The sequence below is a fragment of the Achromobacter ruhlandii genome, from assembly GCF_902859695.1.
GTDB classification, from domain to species: domain Bacteria; phylum Pseudomonadota; class Gammaproteobacteria; order Burkholderiales; family Burkholderiaceae_B; genus Achromobacter; species Achromobacter ruhlandii.
In genome coordinates this window covers 72,558-93,106 of sequence record NZ_CADIJL010000023.1, presented here as the reverse complement: position 1 = coordinate 93,106, position 20,549 = coordinate 72,558, and the positions used below count along the sequence as shown (strand labels likewise).

19 protein-coding genes are annotated in these 20,549 nt (G+C 69.9%); 13 read left to right on the top strand and 6 right to left on the bottom strand.

What is annotated here, in order from left to right:
• Positions 1-193 precede the first annotated feature (193 nt).
• From HV742_RS23080 to HV742_RS23060, 5 genes are all read right to left on the bottom strand, one after another.
• Complete coding sequence (locus HV742_RS23080; protein WP_006388550.1) at positions 194-898, bottom strand: ABC transporter ATP-binding protein; 705 nt, start codon at positions 896-898, stop codon at positions 194-196.
• The gene (locus tag HV742_RS23075; protein WP_049071043.1) at positions 898-1,698 is read right to left on the bottom strand and encodes an ABC transporter ATP-binding protein; all 801 of its coding nucleotides are present in this window, start codon (positions 1,696-1,698) and stop codon (positions 898-900) included. The genes HV742_RS23080 and HV742_RS23075 overlap by 1 nt, the downstream gene beginning before the upstream one ends.
• Positions 1,695-2,663 carry a branched-chain amino acid ABC transporter permease gene (locus HV742_RS23070; RefSeq protein WP_437340598.1) on the bottom strand — a complete coding sequence of 323 codons (969 nt, stop codon included), beginning with the start codon at positions 2,661-2,663 and terminating at the stop codon, positions 1,695-1,697. The genes HV742_RS23075 and HV742_RS23070 overlap by 4 nt, the downstream gene beginning before the upstream one ends.
• Positions 2,663-3,583, bottom strand: coding sequence for a branched-chain amino acid ABC transporter permease (locus HV742_RS23065; RefSeq protein ID WP_006388547.1), 921 nt, complete (start codon positions 3,581-3,583; stop codon positions 2,663-2,665). Before HV742_RS23065 ends, HV742_RS23070 begins: the two co-directional genes overlap by 1 nt.
• Positions 3,584-3,733: 150 nt before the next feature.
• Complete coding sequence (locus HV742_RS23060; protein WP_100505447.1) at positions 3,734-4,897, bottom strand: ABC transporter substrate-binding protein; 1,164 nt, start codon at positions 4,895-4,897, stop codon at positions 3,734-3,736.
• A 260-nt stretch (positions 4,898-5,157) separates the two neighbouring features.
• Here HV742_RS23060 and HV742_RS23055 point away from each other — a divergent pair, with 260 nt between their 5' ends.
• The 13 genes from HV742_RS23055 (at position 5,158) to HV742_RS22995 (ending at position 19,380) form a co-directional block, all read left to right on the top strand.
• A complete protein-coding gene (locus HV742_RS23055) occupies positions 5,158-5,652 on the top strand; it encodes a MarR family winged helix-turn-helix transcriptional regulator (protein ID WP_054419178.1) in 495 nt (164 codons plus the stop codon).
• 118 nt (positions 5,653-5,770) lie between these two features.
• Positions 5,771-6,811, top strand: a complete 1,041-nt coding sequence (locus HV742_RS23050; RefSeq protein ID WP_175146446.1) for a hypothetical protein — start codon at positions 5,771-5,773, stop codon at positions 6,809-6,811.
• Positions 6,812-6,933: 122 nt separating this feature from the next.
• Positions 6,934-8,160, top strand: coding sequence for a bifunctional glutamate N-acetyltransferase/amino-acid acetyltransferase ArgJ (gene argJ / locus HV742_RS23045; RefSeq protein ID WP_054503379.1), 1,227 nt, complete (start codon positions 6,934-6,936; stop codon positions 8,158-8,160).
• Between the two features lie 302 nt (positions 8,161-8,462).
• Positions 8,463-9,329 carry an ATP-binding protein gene (locus HV742_RS23040; RefSeq protein WP_054419174.1) on the top strand — a complete coding sequence of 289 codons (867 nt, stop codon included), beginning with the start codon at positions 8,463-8,465 and terminating at the stop codon, positions 9,327-9,329.
• The gene (locus tag HV742_RS23035) at positions 9,322-10,284 is read left to right on the top strand and encodes a Nudix family hydrolase (RefSeq protein WP_049071030.1); all 963 of its coding nucleotides are present in this window, start codon (positions 9,322-9,324) and stop codon (positions 10,282-10,284) included. The genes HV742_RS23040 and HV742_RS23035 overlap by 8 nt, the downstream gene beginning before the upstream one ends.
• 297 nt (positions 10,285-10,581) lie before the next feature.
• Complete coding sequence (locus tag HV742_RS23030; RefSeq protein ID WP_175146445.1) at positions 10,582-12,018, top strand: ABC transporter substrate-binding protein; 1,437 nt, start codon at positions 10,582-10,584, stop codon at positions 12,016-12,018.
• Positions 12,019-12,022: 4 nt separating this feature from the next.
• Entirely contained in the window at positions 12,023-13,144 is a 1,122-nt protein-coding gene (locus HV742_RS23025) for an ABC transporter ATP-binding protein (protein WP_049071026.1), read from the top strand.
• Positions 13,141-14,085, top strand: coding sequence for a carbohydrate ABC transporter permease (locus tag HV742_RS23020; RefSeq protein WP_059269229.1), 945 nt, complete (start codon positions 13,141-13,143; stop codon positions 14,083-14,085). Before HV742_RS23025 ends, HV742_RS23020 begins: the two co-directional genes overlap by 4 nt.
• Complete coding sequence (locus HV742_RS23015; RefSeq protein WP_006388536.1) at positions 14,075-14,974, top strand: carbohydrate ABC transporter permease; 900 nt, start codon at positions 14,075-14,077, stop codon at positions 14,972-14,974. The genes HV742_RS23020 and HV742_RS23015 overlap by 11 nt, the downstream gene beginning before the upstream one ends.
• A gap of 12 nt (positions 14,975-14,986) precedes the next feature.
• The gene (locus tag HV742_RS23010) at positions 14,987-15,916 is read left to right on the top strand and encodes a DUF6963 family protein (protein WP_175146444.1); all 930 of its coding nucleotides are present in this window, start codon (positions 14,987-14,989) and stop codon (positions 15,914-15,916) included.
• Complete coding sequence (locus tag HV742_RS23005) at positions 15,903-16,568, top strand: TetR/AcrR family transcriptional regulator (protein ID WP_049071023.1); 666 nt, start codon at positions 15,903-15,905, stop codon at positions 16,566-16,568. Before HV742_RS23010 ends, HV742_RS23005 begins: the two co-directional genes overlap by 14 nt.
• A gap of 8 nt (positions 16,569-16,576) precedes the next feature.
• Complete coding sequence (locus tag HV742_RS23000) at positions 16,577-18,076, top strand: N-acyl-D-amino-acid deacylase family protein (RefSeq protein ID WP_175146443.1); 1,500 nt, start codon at positions 16,577-16,579, stop codon at positions 18,074-18,076.
• Between the two features lie 50 nt (positions 18,077-18,126).
• The gene (locus HV742_RS22995) at positions 18,127-19,380 is read left to right on the top strand and encodes a D-amino acid dehydrogenase (RefSeq protein ID WP_049071019.1); all 1,254 of its coding nucleotides are present in this window, start codon (positions 18,127-18,129) and stop codon (positions 19,378-19,380) included.
• Between the two features lie 90 nt (positions 19,381-19,470).
• Here the strand turns inward: HV742_RS22995 and HV742_RS22990 are convergent, their stop codons facing one another.
• Entirely contained in the window at positions 19,471-20,469 is a 999-nt protein-coding gene (locus tag HV742_RS22990; protein WP_068951356.1) for a Bug family tripartite tricarboxylate transporter substrate binding protein, read from the bottom strand.
• Between the last annotated feature and the right edge of the window lie 80 nt (positions 20,470-20,549).

Sequence of the window (20,549 nt, the reverse complement as noted above, 5' to 3'; positions counted from 1 at the left end):
TAAGACGTGACGCATCCACGCGGTACGCACGGCGCGCTAAGTGTAGAGAACCACGGGATGAATGAAAACAGGCGTAAACGCGCGGATTTGCCAAAGGTCAGCCTATTTCGGGCCGACCGCGGCAAACCTCGTCTTTATTGCGTTTTATATCGAAAGAAAAGCCACCGCCCGCGCCGGGACTGCGGCTTTCGCGCTACACGCCCAGGTAGCGTTCCCACAATCCGCGATCGGCATCGAGCGCGGCGGAGTCGCCCGTCCAGACCACCTTGCCGCGCTCCAGGATGACGTGGCGGTCGGCCAGGCTCAGCAGGCGCTCGACGTACTTGTCGATCACCAGGATGGTCTGGCCGGCCTGGCGCAGGCGCGCCAGGCAGTTCCAGATCTCCTCGCGGATCTTGGGCGCCAGGCCCTCGGTGGCCTCATCCAGAATCAAGAGGCGCGGATTGGTCACCAGCGCGCGGCCGATGGCCAGCATCTGCTGCTCGCCGCCCGACAGCTGGTTGCCCATGTTGCGGGCGCGTTCGCCCAGGCGCGGGAACAGCTCGAACACGCGCTCGGGCGTCCACGGCTCGCCGATGGCGGGGTTGCGCGCGGCCACGAAGGCCGTCAGGTGCTCGCGCACCGTCAGGTTGGGAAAGCACTGGCGCCCCTCGGGCACGATGGCCATGCCGGTGCGGGCGATGCGGTCCGGACTCCAGCCGCTGATGTCCTGGTCGGCGAAATGGATCCTGCCGCCGCGCAGCGGCAGCTGGCCGAACAGGGTGCGCAGCAGCGTGGTCTTGCCCATGCCGTTGCGGCCCAGCAGTGTCACCACCTGGCCCGCGCCGATCTGCAGGTCCACGCCGAACAGCACCTGGCTGGCGCCGTAGCCGCTCTGGGCCGATTCAATGCTGAGCATCAGGCAAGCTCCTGGCGCGCGGGCGCCGTTTCGTCATCGCCGAGGTAGGCCTGGCGCACATCCGGGTTGGCGCGGATCTCGTCCGGCGTGCCGGTGGCGATCACGCGGCCGTAGACCAGCACCGAGATGCGGTCGGCCAGCCGGAACACCGCCTGCATGTCGTGCTCGACCAGCAGCATGGCGGCGCGGCCGCGCAGGGATTCGATCAGGTCGGTCAGGCGCAGGGTCTCGTCGGGCCCCATGCCGGCCATGGGTTCGTCCAGCAGCAGCACGCGCGGCCGCGCGGCCAGGGCCAGCGCGAACTCCACCTTGCGCTGTTCGCCGTGCGGCAAGGTGCCCGCGGCGCGGTCCAGCAGGCTGGCGTCGATGGCGCATTCGCGCGCCAGCTCGCGGGCCTGCTCGTACAGGGCCGACTCGGCGGCGCGCGGCCGCCAGAAGCGGAAGCTGCTGCCGGCGTGGGCCTGCACCGCCAGCACCAGGTTGTCCAGCACGCTGGACTGCTTGAAGATGTTGGTGATCTGGTACGAACGCGACAGGCCCGCCGCCACGCGCTGGTGCGCGTTCATGGCGGTGACGTCGCGGCCATCCACGGCCAGCGAACCGGAATCGGCCGCCAGCGTGCCGGACAGCAGGTGGATCAGGGTGGATTTGCCGGCGCCGTTGGGGCCGATCAAGGCGTGGATCTCGCCCGGGTTCAGCGAGATCGAGACATTGTCGGTGGCCACCAGCGCGCCAAAGCGGCGCACCAGGTTGCTGGCCTGCAGCGCGGGGGCCTGCGTGGGGGTATGGGTCTGGTTCATGATCCCGCCTTGCCGGTTTGCGCGGCACGGCCGCCAAACAGCGGGCCGAACAGGCCCACCAGGCCGCGCGGCGCGCCGAACACCACGCCCAGCAGCAGCACGCCCAGGGGCAGGTGCCAGTATTCGGTCCACTGGCGCAGCACTTCTTCCAGCACCAGCATCACCACCGCGCCGGCCACGCCGCCATAGCGCAGGCCGATGCCGCCCACCAGCACCATGATCAGCAGGTTGGCCGACTGGGTCCAATGCATCAGGCTGGGCGAGATGAACAGGTTATGGTTGGCCAGCAGCGCGCCGGCCAGTCCGGCCACGGCGCCGCTCAGCGTGAAGGCGGTGAGCTTGATGCGGTAGACCGCGTAGCCCATGGATTCCATGCGCGACTCGTTTTCGCGGATGCCCTGCAGCGCGGTGCCGAAGCGCGACAGCGTCACCCGCCCGAACAGCCACATCATCACGGCGAAGATCGCCAGCACCAGGTAATAGAACGCCACGTCGTTGGCCAGGTCAATGCCCGGCAACGTGGAGTAGCCCGGCAGGTTCAGGCCGTCCTCGCCGCCGTACTGGCGCAGCGAGATGAAGATGTAGAACAGCATCTGCGCGAACGCCAGCGTGATCATGATGAAGTACACGCCGCGCGTGCGCAGCGAGATCGCGCCGGTGATGAAGGCCAGCAGCGCCGCCAGCAGCATCGCCACCGGCCACGACACCAGCGCCGAACTCACGCCCGACATCGCCAGGATGCCGACCGCGTAAGCGCCGGCGCCGAAGAAAGCCGCGTGGCCCAGCGCCACCATGCCGCCGTAGCCCAGGATCAGGTTCAGGCTGGTGGCGGCCAGCGCGTAGATCAGCACGCGCCGCACGAAGGAGATATAGAAATCCAGGCCCAGCGCGGGCGCCACCAGCGGGAACGCCGCCAGCGCGGCCAAAAGGGCCAGGGTCCAGAGCATCGAAGAGGTCCGCATCATCAGCCTCGCGCCGGAAACAGGCCGGAAGGCCGGAACACCAGGACCGCCGCCATCAGCACGTAGATGGCGATGGCCGCCAGCGTCGGGCCGACGCTGGAGGCGACCGCGGGCGAGAACACCTGGCGCAGCAGCATCGGCAGGAAGGCCCGCCCGGCCGTATCGACCATGCCCACCAGCAGCGCGCCGACGAAGGCGCCGCGGATCGAGCCGATGCCGCCGATGACGATGCACACCAGCACCAGGATCAGGATTTCCTCGCCCATGCCGACTTGCACCGAGGTGATCGGCCCCAGCAGCGCGCCGGCCACGGCAGCCAGCATCGCGCCCAGCACGAACACGCCCAGGAACAGCAGCGGCACGCGCACGCCCATCAGGGTGGCCATCTGCCGGTTCGAGGCGCCGGCCCGCACCAGCACGCCGGCGCGGGTGCGCGTCACGAACCAGTACAGCCCGACGGCCGAGGCCACGCCGAAGACGATGATCATCAGGCGGTAGGCCGGATACAGCAGGTCGGGCAGCAGGCGCACCGGCCCGGACAGCAGCGCCGGCATGTTCAGCATGACCGGGGCCGGCCCCCAGATCATCTTGACCAGGTCATTGGCGATGAGGATGACGGCGTAGGTGCCCAGCACCTGTGCCAGATGGTCGCGCAGCGCCAGGCGGCGGATCAGCGTCAGTTCCAGCGCCACCCCGACCAGGCCGGTGGCGACGGCGGCCACCAGCACGGCGGCGGTGAAGGAACCCGTGCGCTGCATGGTTTCGGCGGCGACATAGGCGCCTGCCATATAGAGCGAGCCGTGCGCCAGATTCATGATGTCCATGATGCCGAACACCAGGGTCAGCCCGGCCGCGATCAGAAACAACATCAACCCAAACTGCAGACCGTTCAGCAATTGCTCGACGATGAGCGTGAACGTCATGAATAAATCCCCTGGTGGGCCCACCCCCGGAGCGCTGCGCGCTTCCCCCTCAAGGGGGCGTCGCGACGGACCGGCGAAGCCGGATCCGCGCGACCCCGCGGGGCCAGGCTACATTGTGTAGCCGCGACGCTTTACGCGTCCCGCCGCCTTTTATAGTTTGCAGTCGCCGACGTAGACGTCCTGGTACTTGTCGAACACCTTGCCCACCAGCTTGTTGGTGATGCGGCCGCTGGCGTCCTTGTCGACCACGCGCAGGTAGTAGGCCTGGATCGGGTAGTGGTTCTTGCCGTAGGTGTAGCTGCCGCGCACCGAGGGGTAGTCGGCCTTGGCCAGCGCCTGGACGATGGCGTCGCGGTCGGAGGCCTTGCCGCCGGCCTGCTTGACGGCGGCGTCCATGGCCATGATGACGTCGTAGGCCTGGGCGGCATACACCGACGGGTAGCGGCCGTTGTATTCCTTGCGGAAGGCCTCGACGAAGGCCTTGTTCTGCGGCACGTCCAGGTCATGCGCCCACTGCGCCGTGTTGTACATGCCCAGCATCGGCTCGCCCACGGCCTGGATCACGTCCTCGTCGGCCGAGAAGCCCGGGCCGATCAGCTTGACGCTCTGCGACAGGCCGGCCGACACGAACTGCTTGACGAAGTTGATGCCCATGCCGCCCGGCAGGAAGATGTAGACCGCGTCCGGCTTGGCGGCGCGGATCTGGGCGATCTCGGCGGCGTAGTCGATCTGGCCGAGCTTGGTGTAGACCTCGTCGCCCGGGGCGGTCTTGTAGCCGCGCTTGAAGCCGGCCAGCGCATCCTTGCCGGCCGGGTAGTCCGGGGCCATGATGAACATCTTCTTGAAGCCGCGGTCGGCCGCGACCTTGCCGGCGGCTTCGTGGAAGGCGTCGTTCTGGTAGGACGAACCGAACCAGTAGTTATTGCATTGGGCGCCGGCGAACTGGCTGGGGCCCGGGTTGTTCGACAGGTACGGCACCTTGGCGGCGAACAGCGCGGGGCCGACGGCCAGCGCCACGTTCGAGCCGATCGGGCCGGTGAAGAAATCGACCTTGTCGCGCTGGATGTAGCGCGTCACCAGCTGGCGCGCCTGATCGGGGTTGCCGCCCATGTCGGTCTGCAGGAACTCGGCGGGCTGGCCGCCCAGCTTGCTGCCCAGTTGCTTGATGGCCAGGTTGAAGCCGTCGCGGGCTTCGGCGCCCAGGGCCGAGAACGGGCCGGAAATGTCATTCGCGATGCCGACCTTGACCGGATCGGCGTGCGCCAGTGCCGGAACCAACGCGGCGGCGGCAACGAGGGAAGTGATGAAACGCATGGTGGTGTGCTCCGTGCGCGAGCCGCGCAGAGGGTGTTTTTCTGGGATTGCGATTCGAAGGACTTCTATGCCCGGCCTGCCGACCCGTTCAGGCGGCGCGTCAGACCGGCGCCCGCAGCAGCCGATCCCGTGGTGCGGCAAGGGGAGAACTGGCGTGGTTCATAGTTTAGGTTTAAAGTATCCGGCAAAACAAGTCTAGGGTTTTTACCAGTGACTCATGAATACAGACCGATCCACGCATTCCCGGTAACCTGCCGACCATGACAGACGCCCCCGACCTGGAATCCCGCGCCGCCCCCGATGATCACCATGCGCTGCGCCTGTGGCTGCGCATGCTGACCTGCGCCAATCTCATCGAAGGCGAGATCCGCAGCCGGCTGCGCAACGAATTCGACACCACCCTGCCCCGTTTCGACCTGATGGCGCAATTGCAGCGCGCCCCCAAGGGCATGAAGATGGGTGAATTGTCGCGCCACATGATGGTGACCAACGGCAATATTACCGGTATCACCGACCAACTCGAAAAAGAAGGCCTGGTGGTGCGCACCAAGGTCGAGTCCGACCGCCGCAGTTCGCTCATCAAGCTGACCCCGCAGGGCAGGAAGAGCTTCGCCAGGATGGCGCGGGCGCACGAGTCGTGGGTCAAGTCGATGTTCGGCGAACTGCCCGAAGGCAGCCGCAACGCGCTGTTCCAGGCCCTGGGCGAACTGAAGCTGCAGGTGGTGGCCACCCGCTCGGCCGGCGCCAAGGACTGAGGCGGCCGCGGCGCCGGCCCGCCGCTTGCGCCCATGGCGCGCCCGGGCGTGCCGGCACCCGTCCGAAGCCGATCGGGCGCCACCAAAAACGACGGCGGTTTGGCGCATAATTGCCGCCATGATTCCGGTATCCCTTCCTGGCGGTAATTACTATGTGTTGATGGCAGTGTCGCTGGCCTGCCTCTCCACGCTGCTGACCTGGCTGGCCGTCCTGGCCACCAGCCGCGGCGCCCGGCTGTGGCTGGTCGACCATCGCCGCCGCGGCACGATCCTGATGGCGCTGCTGGCCCTGGTCGGCGGCATCTTTCCCTACCAGCAACTGAGCCAATGGCTGGAAGCCCAGCGCGACGCGCGCCTGGGCGCCAGCCTTGACCGGGTGCTGGACCAGCCCACCCGGCTGGCCGGGGTCGACATGCCGGCCGGCACGGTGCTGCGCCTGGCCACCGCCGGCGACCCGGCCTCGTTCGACCGCGCCACCTTCCCGGACGGCCATCCGGCCTCCGTGCAGGGCATCAGCGCCACGCGCCTGTTCCACTACCCGGCCACCAGCCGGCAGCCCGAAACACTGTCGGCCGAGATCGCCCGCGACCAGGCCCAGGACGGCTGGCTCTGCGCCCACGGCCACCGGGTCGAATTCGTCCTGCTGGGCGGCCAGCCGCGCTTTGCCAGCTGCCACCTGGCCATCGGCAACACCCTGAACCAGCAGCCCATCCCCCCTGGCGCCTGGCTCAAGGTCGACGACGCGGCCCGCGCCAGCGCGCCCGACCCGGCCAGCCCGGCGCCCCGCTGGCTGCTGCGCGCCGAAGGCAGCGAGCCCCTGACCGTGGCCGGCATGCCGCTGCTGAAGGTGGACATGACGCTGGACGCCCAGCGCCGCCTGCTGGCGTTCGAGGGCCTGCTGGGCCGTGAAAGCACGCTGGGCGGCATCACCTATCCCACCGGCACCCGCCTGCTGACCGCCGGCCCGCGGGTGCCCGGCGTGCAACCCGGCGACCTGCTGTTCTCGCCCTCGCGCGGCCGCTCGGCGCGCCAGGCCGACGGCAAGGAAATCGCGGCCGGCATGTCGGTGTTGCAGGCCCCGGACGGCAATGTGCGCGCCATCCTGTCCAACCGCGAAGCCGGCGTGCTGGACGTGGCCGCCATGCGCACCGCCCCCTGACAGCCGGCTTTCAGGCGGCCGCCGCCGGCTGTCGCAAAGCAGTGGGATAATACGAAGCTTTCCCCCGCGCGCCGCCTTGCCCTGGCGGCGATTTCCGTCCTGCTCATTCATGAGACGAAGTCATGGCCGTTAACCTGCAGATCCCCTCCGAGTCCGAAATTTTCCCTGTTGCCGGCGTTGAAATCGGCGTCACCGAGGCCGGCATCCGCAAAGCCAACCGACGCGACCTGACGGTATTCCGCCTGGCCGAAGGCAGCAGCGTGGCCGGCGTGTTCACCCGCAACCGCTTCTGCGCCGCGCCCGTGCAGGTGTGCCAGGCCCATCTGGCCGACGGCGGCCCGATCCGTGCGCTGGTCATCAACACCGGCAACGCCAACGCCGGCACCGGCGCCGAAGGCCTGAAGAAGGCCCAGGACACCTGCGCCGAACTCGGCCGCCTGCTCGGCGTGCCCGCCGCCCAGGTGCTGCCGTTCTCGACCGGCGTGATCCTGGAGCCGCTGCCGCTGGACCGTCTGTTCGCCGGCCTGCCGGGCGCCATCGCCAACCTGGGCGCCGACCATTGGTCCAGCGCCGCGCACGGCATCATGACCACCGACACGCTGCCCAAGATCTCGTCGCGCCGCGTCCAGATCGGCGGCAAGACCGTCACCTTCACCGGCATCAGCAAGGGCGCCGGCATGATCCGCCCCAACATGGCGACCATGCTGAGCTTCCTGGCCACCGACGCCGGCATCGCCCAGCCGCTCTTGCGCAAGCTGGCGGTCGAGATCGCCGACGCCTCGTTCAACCGCATCACCGTGGACGGCGACACCTCCACCAATGACTCGTTCATCATCGTCGCCACCGGCAAGTCGGGCGTCGAGGTCAACGCCGAATCGGACGCCGCCTACGCCGCCGTGCGCGAGGCCCTGACCGCCGCCGCGCTGGAGCTGGCGCAGAAGATCGTGCGCGACGCCGAAGGCGCCACCAAGTTCATGACCATCCGCGTCGAGGAAGCCGGCACCACCGAGGAAGCCCTCAAGGTGGCCTACGCCGTGGCCCACTCGCCGCTGGTCAAGACCGCCTTCTTCGCCTCGGACCCCAACCTGGGCCGCATCCTGGCCGCCGTCGGCTATGCCGGCATCGATGACCTGGACGTGTCGAAGATCCGCCTGTGGCTCGACGACGTGCTGGTGGCCAAGGACGGCGGCCGCAACCCCGCCTACCAGGAAGCCGATGGCCAGCGCGTGATGAAGCAGGCCGAGATCGCCGTGCGCATCGCGCTGGGCCGCGGCCAGGTCAGCGACACCGTCTACACCTGCGATTTCTCGCACGAGTACGTGTCGATCAACGCCGATTATCGTTCCTGATCAAGACCCGCCATCCGCCCGGCTGACCCCGGGCGCGAAGCGACGGCGTTCAGTTGCGCGCCGGGCCTCGCGGGATGGCGGCAGCAATGAAATCCAGTGGCTGCGCCTTACCCATCGCCGGTCACTGCCCCCCGGGGAATCCGTGGCATCACCGCGGTCCCCGGCAGGTGACAGCCGTTGAGCGGCGCGCGTCCCCACGACGCCTTTGCGGCGGGACACGCGCCCTCTTCTTCCGACGATGCCCGCGAACGCGACGTGGGCCCGGTGCCGGGCCCGCCCGTTCGCTCTTCCAGGATCACACCGTGACCGCGAACGAATTCACCACCCTCATCCAGCGCGCCGAGCGCGTCCTGGCCCAGCTCGAAGCCTGGTTGCCCCCCGCGCCCCCCGATATCGACTGGAACGCCCACGCGTTCCGCTGGCGCAAACGCGGCTCGCGCGGCTGGCTCGACGCCGTGCGCCACGTGGCCCGCATCGACCTCGAAGACCTGCAGCACATCGAGCGCCAGAAAGGCATCATCGACCGCAACACCGTGCAGTTCATCGAGAAGAAGCCCGCCAACAACGTGCTCATGACCGGCGCCCGCGGCACCGGCAAGAGCTCGCTGGTCAAGGCCATGCTGGCCGCCTACGGCGACCGCGGGCTGCGCCTGATCGAAGTCGACAAATCCGACCTGGGCGACCTGGCCGACATCGTCGAACTGGTGGCCGCGCGTCCCGAGCGCTTCATCGTGTTCTGCGACGACCTGTCGTTCGAGGAAGGCGAGGCTGGCTACAAGGCGCTCAAGTCCGTGCTGGACGGCTCGGTGGCCGCCTCGGGCGACAACGTGCTGATCTACGCCACCTCCAACCGGCGCCACCTGATGCCGGAATACATGAGCGAGAACCTGCAGGCCAAGCACCAGCCCGACGGCGAGATCCACCCCGGCGAAACCGTCGAGGAAAAGATCTCGCTGTCCGAGCGCTTCGGCCTGTGGCTGTCGTTCTATCCCTTCAAGCAGGACGACTACCTCGATATCGTCTACCACTGGCTGCGCGAGCTGGGCTGCCCGGAAGACCAGATCGAACCGTCCCGCACCGAGGCGCTGCAATGGACCATCGAGCGCGGTTCGCGCTCGGGCCGCGTCGCCTACCAATTCGCCCGTGACTGGGCTGCCCGCCATGTCTGACAAAATCATCGATGTCGCCGCCGGCCTGATCCTGCGTCCGGACGGCATGCTGTTGCTGGGGCAACGCCCCGAAGGCAAGCCCTGGTCGGGCTGGTGGGAGCTGCCCGGCGGCAAGCTCGAACCCGGCGAGACCGTGCTGCAGGCGCTGGCGCGCGAACTGCAGGAAGAGATCGGCATCCGCGTGACGCAGTCGCGGCCGTGGGTGACCTACGTGCACGCCTACCCCCACACCACGGTGCGCCTGGCGTTCTGCCACGTCACCGGCTGGGAAGGTGAACCGCGCAGCCTGGAGAACCAGCGCCTGGAATGGGTCGACCCGGCCAACGCCGCGTCCGTCGGCGACTTGCTGCCCGCCACCCTGCCGCCGCTGCGCTGGCTGCAGCTGCCGACCGCCTATGGCATCAGTTCGATCGGCTCGCGCGCCGGCCTGTCGGCGTTCCTGGGCCGGCTGGACGCGGCGCTGGCGCGCGGCATCAGGCTGGTGCAACTGCGTGAACCGCAGTGGCCCGACGGCCCGGCCTCGACCTCGCTGCATGAGGCGCTGCAGCAGATCGTCAAGCGCTGCCACGCCGCTGGCGCGAAAGTGCTGGTCAACAGCGCCCATCCGGCCGCCTGGTGGCGCGAGGCCGACGGCGTGCACCTGCGCGGCGCCGACGCCGCGCGTCTGAGCGCCCGGCCCGACCTGCCGGCCGGCGCGCTGGTTGGCGTCTCGGCGCACGACAACGCCCAGGTGGTGCACGCGCGCGAGCTGGGCGCGGACTTCGCCGTGCTGGGCCCGGTGCTGGACACGCCCAGCCACCCCGGCGCGCCGACGCTGGGCTGGGACGGCTTCGTCGAAGGCAACCGCGACGCCGGCATCCCGGTCTTCGCGCTCGGCGGGCAATCCACCCAGACCGTCTCGCAGGCCCTGCGCCACGGCGCGCACGGCATCGCCGGCATCCGCGGCCTGATCTGACGCGAGCGGGTCGGGGCAGGATCGCCGGCCCGACACCCGCCCTCCCGATCGGCGCGCCGCGCCGGTTTTTTTTGTCCTAGGGAAACTCCCCCCTTGCCGCGCAAGGTGGCCAGGTCCTATCTTCGCTCTTGATGTGACCGTATGGTCACTTCTGGTTGTCGGCGCGACGGACACGCGGCCACGCAACGCGTTCCACACGCCGGCGCCCGCTCGCGGGCGCCATCGCGCCGCCGTCCCGCCACACCGCTTTTGCTGCACCGTTTCTTTGTCGTCGTTCCCACAACAAGGAAGTCCAGCATGCCCCTGTCCCTGCATCCCGATGGCCGACCCGGCCCGTTCCCGGCCGACGCCCAGCGTCGCGACTTCATCCTGCGCGGCGCCGCGGGCCTGGCCGCCGCGGCCGGGCTGGCGGCAGGCGGCTGGCCCCTGCGGGCGCTGGCACAGGCCGCCTCGCCGCTGACCTTCGCCTTCTGGCCCTGGGGCAGCGAGATCGTGCAACAGGGCGCGGCCCGCTTCACGCAGGAAAGCGGCGTGCCGGTGAACCTGTCGCCGATCCCCGGCGACTACGCCGCCGTGCTGGAAACGCAACTGGCCGCCAAGGCGCCGCTGGACATGTTCTACGCCCAGCGCGGCCAGGCCTCGCGCTGGTACGCGGCCGGCTGGATCCGCCCGATCGACGACATGTCCGGCCTGGCCGACATCCAGAAGCAGATGTTCCCCGGCATCGTCGAGGACGCCAAGGCCACCGACGGCCGCTACCTCGGCCTGACCTATTACAACGGCGGTCCCTACGCGCTGTTCCGCAACGAGAAAATCCTGGGCGAAGCGGGCTACGGCGGCACTGCCAACGCCGCCGACTACCCGCGGGACTGGGCCACGGTCGAAAAACAGGCGCGCGAGATCAAGAAGAAGGGGTTGACGCAGCATCCGATGCTGATGCCCTGGTACAACGCCTGGACCGGCCTGCCATGGGCCCTGATCGCGCAATGCTTCGCCGAGGGCGAGCGCTTCGTCGACGGCGAGCTGCGCGCCACCTTCGGACCCGACACGCCGCTGACCAAGGTGCTGAGCGACTGGAAGCGCTGGTGGGACGATGAACTGGTGCAGCGCGCCGTGCTGACGTGGTCGGGCACCGAGACCTCCAGCTCGTGGATGAAAGGCCAGCACGCCTTCCACCTGAACATCGATTACTACAGCTTCAACTACAACGATCCCGCCAAGAGCCAGATCGCCGAATACTCCAGCTATAACCCGGTGGTGCCCGGCGCCACCCACGACACCGTGCTGGTGGGGCACGCGCTGCTGTGCATGTCGACGCGCAAGCGCAGCGACGCCGAGCAGGCCGCGCTGTGGGAGCTGGTCAAGTATTTCGGCTACCGCGACCGCGCCGGCCAGCTGACCACGCACAAGAACTGGATCGCCAAGGCCAACCTGGAAGTGCCCTTCCCCGAGCTGTACCGCGATCCCGACAGCCGCGCCGCCATCATGAAGTGGATGTACCCGGCCCATCGGGAACAGGTCTACCAATGGCTGTTCGAGGGGCGCGAGAAGGCCGTGGCCGCCAACATCCTGAAGGCGCCGTGGTACCAGGAATGGGACACCGGCATGCACGAGATGATCGCCCAGGACATGCTGATCAAGGGCACCCGCACGCCCGCACAGGTGGCCACCGAGCTGCGCGCGCGCTGGGACGGCCTGCACAAGAAGTACGCCAAGATCCTCAAGCGGAGCTGATGACATGGCCAGCGTCTCCCTGCAAGGCATCGAGAAGTCATACACCCACTTCCAGGCGGTGCGCTCGCTCGACCTGGACATCCGCGACGGCGAATTCGTGGTGCTGCTGGGGCCGTCGGGCTGCGGCAAGACCACCACGCTGAACATGATCGCCGGCCTGGACACGCCCACCGGCGGCCAGATCCGCATCGACGACCGGCGCGTGGACCAGGTGCCGCCGCACCGGCGTAACGTGGCCATGGTGTTCCAGAGCATCGCGCTGTATCCGCACATGACGGTGCGCGAGAACATCGGCTTTCCGCTGCGGATGCAGAAGCTGCCCGCCGCCGAAGTGCGCGGCAAGGTCGAGCGCGCGGCCGCGCTGCTGCGGGTCGAATCGATGCTGGACCGCAAGCCCTACCAGCTGTCCGGCGGCCAGCGCCAGCGCGTGGCGATCGGCCGCGCGGTGGTGCGCGACCCCGACCTGTTCCTGTTCGACGAGCCGCTGTCCAGCCTGGACGCCAAGCTGCGCACCGACATGCGGGTCGAGCTCAAGCGCCTGCATCGCAGCCTGAACGCGACCTTCATCTACGTCACCCACGACCAGGTCGAGGCCATGACGCTGGCGGACCGCATCGCCGTCATGTCGGGCGGCAACCTGCTGCAATTCGCCGACCCGGACACCATCTACCGTCGCCCCGCGACCATGGAAGTGGCGGACTTCATCGGCAACCCCGGCATGAACTTCCTGCGCGGCACGCTGGAGACGCACGACGGCGCACCGGCGCTGCGCACCGCGGGTGGCGCCTATCCGCTGCCCGCCGCGCTGGCGGCCGCCGCGCGCGGGCTGCCGGCGGGCAGCGAGGCGGCGATCGGCATCCGCCCCGAAGCCATGGCGCCGGCGCCGCTGGCCGGCGACGGCCTGCTGCTGCAAGGCCAGGTGTGGGCGGTGGAACCGGTCGGATCGGACCAGTTCGTCGACGTCATCACCGCCGGCGAGGACGGCCCGCGCCTGCGCGCCAGGCTGTCGCCGGAACGGCGCTACGAAGTCGGCGCGCCGATCGCGCTGGCGCTGCCGGCCGCCCGCCTGTACCTGTTCGACGCCGCCGGCCTGCGGGTCCATGGCGGCGAGGAGCCGCGCGCATGAGCGCCGCCAGCCTGCCACGCGCGTCCCTGCCGTTGCCCGCGCGCGGCGGCAAGGAGATGTCGGACCTGGGTTTCGCGATGACGGTGATCATCGCGGTCTACGCGCTCAACACCCTCATCATCGGCGTCCCGCTGGGCTATTCGTTCTGGCTCAGCCTGCACGACACCAACGCGATCCTGCGGACCCAGGAGTTCGTGGGCGCCGACCTGTATGGCGAAGTGCTGTCCGACAGCGCCGTCACCGATGCCATCTGGCGCAGCCTGGGCTTCGTGGCGATGTGCGTGGCCGGCTCGTTCGTGGCGGCGCTGGGCATTGCCCTGGTGCTGAACGAGGAGATGCCGCTGCGCGGCCTGGTGCGCGGCCTGGCATTGCTGCCATGGGCCATGTCGCAGGTGGTGACGGCAACCGTGTTCTCGTTCCTGCTCAATCCCAGCTTCGGCGCGCTCACGGGACTGCTGGCGCCGCTCGGGCTGGCAGGGCCGGGCACGGTGTGGCTGAGCAGCGACTGGGCCCTGTTCTGGGTGGCGCTGGCCTTCGTCTGGCACGTCGCGCCGCTGGGCAGCTTCTTCTACCTGGCGGCGCTGCAGACCATTCCGCGTGACCTGTACCGGGCCGCGCGGGTCGACGGCGCCGGCCCGCTGGCGCGCTTGCGGCACATCACGCTGCCGCACCTGAAGCACACCACGCTGATCGTGCTGGTGGTGATGACGGTGGAAGCCGTGCGCCAGTTCGACCTGCTGTTCTCGCTGACCCGCGGCGGGCCCGGCACGTCCACGCAGATCCTGCCGCTGCTGATCTTCCGCTACAACTTCGAGTTCTCGAAGTATGGCCTGGCCTCGGCCGCCGCGTTCCTGCTGACGGTGCTGTCGCTGCTGCTGGCCACTGCCTACTTCATGCTGATCCGCAAGAAGCGCCCGCAAGGAGTCAACCATGCGCAATGACGCGGCCCGCGTGGCCGGCGAAGGCTGGCGCCCCTGGCTGGTGGGCGCGGGCGTGGCCCTGGTGGCGTTCTGGTGCCTGTTCCCGCTGTACTGGACGCTGAAGGCCTCGTTCATGGACGAGTCGGCCATCATCATGGGCGTGGCGCACCATGCCGGGGGCTACACCTTCGAGAACTACCTGCGGGTGCTGGGCCTGTCCAGTTCCGATTCCATCTTCGGCGGCCAGACCCGCGCCATCATGGCCGGCTTCGTCAACAGCGCGCTGGTGGCGCTGCCGGCCGCCGCCGCCGGCACGGCCATCGCGACGCTGGCCGGCTACGTGCTGGGGCGCTTCGAGTTCCCGTTCAAGGGACCGCTGCTGTACGTGCTGCTGGCCTCGCGCACCCTGCCGCCGATCGCGCTGCTGATCCCGTATTACGTGTTCTTCGCCGCCATCGGCCTGGCCGGCAGCCTGTTCGGCCTGTGGATCGTCTACCTGACGGCGGTGATCCCGCTGCTGTCGTGGGTACTGATGGGCTATTTCGCCTCGCTGCCGGTCGAAATCGAGCGCGCCGCGCGCATGGACGGCTGCACCCGCTGGCAGATGCTGCGCCACGTGACCCTGCCGATGGCGTTGCCCGGCATCGCTGCGGCTTTCATCATCGCCTTCCTGGTGGGCTGGAACGACCTGCTGTTTGCCATCGTGCTGACCGGCGGCACCTCGGCGCAGACGCTGTCGGCGGCGCTGCTGGGCCTGTCGCCGCTGATGCCCGGCTTTCGCGCCGACCTGGGGCTGTTCGCCGCGGCCAGCATGCTCGCCGCCCTGCCGCCGCTGGCGCTGGCCATGCTGTTCCAGCGCTTCATCACCAACCTGAACATCGTCGATCCCGTGACGAGCAACACGGACTAGGAAGAAGCACGCATGACCATCGGCATCGCGGCTTACGGACCCAACGCCGGCGCGGCGGTACGCGCCGCCGCCCTGGGCGCCGAACTGCTGGGGCACGGCGCCATCGGCGGCTTTGCCGTGTTCGCGGTGCTGGACGAACAGGGCCGCGCCCGCCACGCGACCGTCCAGCGCGGCGGCGTGACCGCGCTGGACCTGCCGCAGGATTGGCTGCGGACGCGCCATGCCGCCCTGATCGAAAGCGGCCCCGACCGCCCCGAGCCGCTGGCGCAGTTCCTGCCCGGCGCCGACGGCGTCGGCCTGGTGACCGGCCACCGCCTGCCCAACCGCCCCGGCGTCGATGGCGTGCCGCTAAACCAGGCGGTGCTGCGGCGCCTGGCCGCCGGCCAGGCCCCCGCCGACGCCGTGGCCGAGGTGCTGCAGGCCCATCCGGAAGTCGACGCCGGCCTGATCGCGCTGTCCGCGTCGGGCCAACTGGCCTGGGGCAACAGCGACCGCGTGGCGCGCCGGCCCGACCAGGGCCAGGCCTGGCGCGACAACGGCGCCTGCCGGCTGGCGCTCCTGCACAACTCGATATTCCCCTGCCCGCCTCTGGCGGAGGCCATGGCCGACCTGGCCTGGCACGCGCTGACCGGCGGCGTCGGGGCCTACCGCGCCCTGAGCCTGCGCGCGCCCGTGGCCATCAGCGCCGGCCCGCGCGACCGCGTGCGGGTGGACGACCGCCTGCGCGTCACCGGCATCGAGCAGGCCGATCCGTCGCTGCCGACCACCCGGCGGCGCGCCAGCGCCATCTACCTGGGCAGCGAAGTCTGGCAAGATGGCAGGCATATCGGCCATACCGTCAGCGAACTGGTTGTGGACATGGCCGACGGCCGGGTGTTCGGTCTGCCGGACCCCGCCCGCTCCCTCATCATCATGAAGGAACCGGCCAATGTCCCGACGTGAGAATACCGAGCGCCAGATACTGCAGGCCCTGGAAGACCAGATCAAGGAAACCGGCATGGGCGGCGTGGGCATCAACGCCATCGCCAAGCGCGCCGGCGTTAGCAAGGAACTGATCTACCGCTACTTCGACGGCATGCCCGGCCTGATGCTGGCCTGGATGCAGGAACAGGACTTCTGGACCCGCAACCCCGGCCTGCTGGCGGCCGACGAATCCAGCCAGCGCAGCCCCGGCGAACTGGTGCTGTCGATGCTGCGCGCGCAACTGGACGCGCTGGCCGGCAACGAGACGCTGCGCGAAGTGCGCCGCTGGGAGCTGATCGAACGCAACGAGGTGTCCGCGCCGCTGGCCGAGCGCCGCGAACGCGCCGCGCGCGGCTTCATCGACCGCGTCGACGGCCTGACCGACGACATGGACGCGCCCGCCGTGGTCAGCGTGATGCTGGCGGGCGTGCTGTACCTGATGCTGCGCGCCAAGACCGAGAGCCACTTCCTGGGCGTGCCGCTGCGCACCCAGGAAGGCTGGGACCGGATCAACGGCGCGCTCGAACACCTGGTCAAGCGCGGCTTTCCCGACGCGCTCAACCACGAATCCCTGGCCAACCTGGAGGCGCGCCGCAAGAAGCCGCGGCCGCCCGCCGACACCGAGACCTGACGCCCGCCATGCCCGCGCAACCCGACCCGCAGGAATACGACCTCATCATCAGCGGCGGCCTGATCGCCGACGGCCTGGGCGGCCCGGCTCGCCGCGCCGACGTGGCGATCAACGGCGAACGCATCGCCGCCATCGGCGACGGCTCGGGCTGGCGGGCGCGGCGCCGCATCGACGCGAGCGGCCAGGTGGTGGCGCCGGGCTTCATCGACTGCCACACCCACGACGACCGCGCCCTGCTCGGTTCGCCGCTGATGCGGCCCAAGGTCAGCCAGGGGGTCACCACCGTGGTCACCGGCAACTGCGGCATCAGCCTGGCGCCGGTGCACGCGCCCGGCGACACCGTGCCGCCGCCCCTTAATCTGCTGGCGCAGCACACCGGCGAACTGTACGCCCGCATGCAGGACTACGCCGCCGCCCTCGACGCCAGCCCGGCCGCGGTCAACAGCCTGGCGCTGGTGGGGCATTCCAGCCTGCGAGTGTCGGCCATGGAGCGCCTGGACCGGCCCGCCGACAAGCGCGAGATCGCCGCCATGCGGCAAGCGCTGGACCAGGCCATGGCCGCCGGCGCGGCGGGCCTGTCCACCGGCCTGTATTACCCCACCGCCATGCACGCCAGCACCGAGGAGGTGATCGGCGTGGCCGAGCCGCTGGCGTCCTGGCAGGGCCTGTACACCACCCACCTGCGCGACGAGGCCGACCACGTCTGCGACGCCATGGAAGAAGCCTTCCTGATCGGCCGCGCCGCCGACGTGCCGGCGATCCTGTCGCACCACAAGGTCACCGGCAAGCACAACCACGGCCGCACCGCCGAAACGCTGGCGCTGTTCGACCGCGCCCGCGCCGACCAGCCGCTGGGCATGGACGTCTATCCCTACGCCGCCTCGTCCACCATCCTGGAACCGCGTCGCGTGCCGGCCGGCGAGAAGATCATCGTCACGTGGTCGCAGACGCGGCCCGAGATCCAGGGCGTGGACCTGCGCGAACTGGCGGCGCGCGAAGGCAAGGATCCGCAGCGGCTGGCCGAGGAACTGTCGCCCGGCGGCGCCATCTATTTCTCGATGGACGAGGACGACGTCAAGCGCGTCATCGGCCACGGCAGCGTGATGATCGGTTCCGACGGCCTGCCGCACGACCAGCGGCCGCACCCGCGCCTGTGGGGCGCGTTTTCGCGGGTGCTGGGGCGATACGTACGCGAGATGCGCGTGCTGGGCATGGAAGAGGCGATCCGCCGCATGACCAGCCTGACGGCGGCCCAGTTCGGCCTGCGCGACCGCGGCGTGCTGCGCGCCGGTTGCTACGCCGACGTGGTGGTGTTCGACCCCGCCGTGGTGGCCGACCTGGCCACCTTCGCCGAGCCACTGCAACCGTCCGCCGGCATCCAGGCGGTGCTGGTCAACGGCCAGCTGGTGGAGGAGCGCGGCGCCGCCACCGGCGCCCGCCCCGGCCGCCTGCTGCGCGGCGCGGACCGCGCCGCGCCCGGCTTCGAGACGCCCGCCTGGGCCGCCTGAATCCCGCCATCCGGCGTCGTCGGCGCACGACGCCCCTCCTTCGGAGCATCATGCACACAGTCGTCATCGGCGCCGGCGTGGTCGGCATGGCCACCGCCTACTACCTGCATCGCGAGGGCCATCGGGTCAGCGTGGTCGACGCCGGCCCGGGCCCGGGCCTGGCCACCAGCCGGGCCAACGGCGCCCAGCTCAGCTACAGCTTCGTCGCGCCGCTGGCCGACCCCGCCGTGCTGCCCAAGCTGCCTGCCTGGCTGCTGGGCCGCGACACGCCGCTGCGCTGGCGGCCGCGGCTGGATCCGGCGCAATGGCGCTGGTGCCTGGATTTCCTGCGCGCCTGCACCCGCGGCCGCAGCCGCGCCACCACCCGCGAACTGCTGGCGCTGGGACTCTACAGCCGCCAGTGCGTGCACGAACTGGTGGGGCGCGAACGGCCCGACTTCGATTTCAGTTCGCGCGGCAAGCTGCTGGTGTACCAGGACGCCGCCGCCTATGGCCGCGCGCTGGCGCAGATGGATTATCAGGCGACGCTCGGCTGCGCGCAGCGCGCCCTGGACCGCCAGGCCTGCCTCGACCTGGAACCGGCGCTGGCCGACATCGGCGCCAGTATCGCCGGCGCCATCTACACGCCGACCGAGGACGCCGGCGACTGCCTGCGGCTGTGCACCGAACTCGAACGCCTGTTGCGCGCCGCGCCCGGCGCGGTGGATTTTCACTTCGACACCCCGGTCACGGCCCTGCGCGGCGAAGGCGGCCGCATCGTGGCGCTGGCCACGCCGCAAGGCGAACTGCAAGCCGACCAGTACGTGCTGGCGGGCGGCATCGGCGCCCAGGCCCTGGCGCGCCGTCTCGGGCTGGACCTGCGCATCTATCCGCTCAAGGGCTACAGCCTCACCTACACCCTGACAGCGGACAGCGTGGCGCCGGTGTCGAGCATCAGCGACATCGGCCGCAAGGTCGTCTATGCGCGCCTGGGGCAGCGCCTGCGGGTCGCGGGCATGGTCGATATCGGCGCCGCCGATGCGGCCATCGACCCGCTGCGCACGGACAGCCTGGCGGCGGATGTGGCGCGCTTCTTCCCGCGCCTGAACCCCGCCGGCGCGCCGCAGCCCTGGGCCGGTTTGCGTCCGGCGCGTCCCGATGGCAAGCCGCTGATCGGCGCCACGCCGTGGCGCAACCTGTGGTTGAACGCCGGGCACGGCGGCCTGGGTTTCACGCTGGCGGCGGGCAGCGCCCGGATGCTGGTGGACCTGATGCGCGGGCGCCGCCCCGCCGTCGACCCGGCGGCATTCGCGCTGGCCGCCTGACGGCTCGGCCCGGTCCCGCGCCGCCGGCGCTTCAGGCCGGCGCCGGCGGGAGGATCGCGGCCGGGCAGGCCCCCGGCCGCCCACGCCGCCTCAATCCGCCTTGATGCCGCGGCTCTGGATCAGCTTGCCCCACTTGTCGCGTTCCTTCACCTCGAAGGCCGCCAGGTCGGCGCCAAACAGGTTGCCCGGGGTCGCGCCGCCTTGCGCCAGCGACTGTTTCAGGGCCGGCGATTGCAGCGCCTGCTTCATGGCGGCGATCAGCTTGTCGACCACCGGCGCCGGCGTGCCGCGCGGCGCATACAGGCCCGACCACGCGGTGACTTCGAAGCCCGGCAGGCCGGCCTCGGCCATGGTGGGCAGATCGGGCGCGGCGGGGCTGCGCTCGGCCGACGTGACCGCGATGCCGCGCAGACGGTCACCGGCCTTGAGCGCGGCCATCGAACTGGGCAGGTTGTCCATCAGGATGTCGACCTGGCCGCCGATCACCGCGGGGATCGCCGCCGACGAGCCCTTGAACGGCACGTGCAGCATCTGCAGACCCGCCATCGATTCGAAGTAGGCGCCCGTCAGGTGCACCGACGAGCCGATACCCGGCGAGGCGTAGGAATACTTGCCCGGGTCTTTCTTCACCGCGGCCATGACATCCTGCAAGGTGCGCCATGGCGAGCCAGCCGCCACCGCCATCACATTGGGCGTGGACGCGATCATGCCCAGCGGCACCAGGTCGGTGGCGGGATTGAAGCCGATGTTGCCGTACAGGAACTGATTGACGCTCTGCGTGCCGACCGAACCCAGCACGATGGTGTAGCCGTCCGGCTGGGCGCGCGTGGCGGCGGCCACGCCCAGGTTGCCGGCGGCGCCGGGCTTGTTCTCGACCACGATGGACTGGCCCAGCGCCGGCCGCATGTGCTCGGCGATCGTGCGCGCGAAGATATCGGTGGTGCCCCCGGGCGGGAACGGCACGATCAGGGTGATGGGCCGTTCCGGCCACGTGGCCGCGGCCGCCGGCGCGGCCATTGCGCCCGCCATCGCGGCCACGCCGACGCAGACCGCGGCGGCGCCTGTCCCTGCACGAAACAACCTGCCCATCCTCTTTCCCCTTCGTGTGAAGTGTTCGATTGATCAAACGGAATCGGGTGCATCGGTACTTCGCGGTTCGACACGGGCGC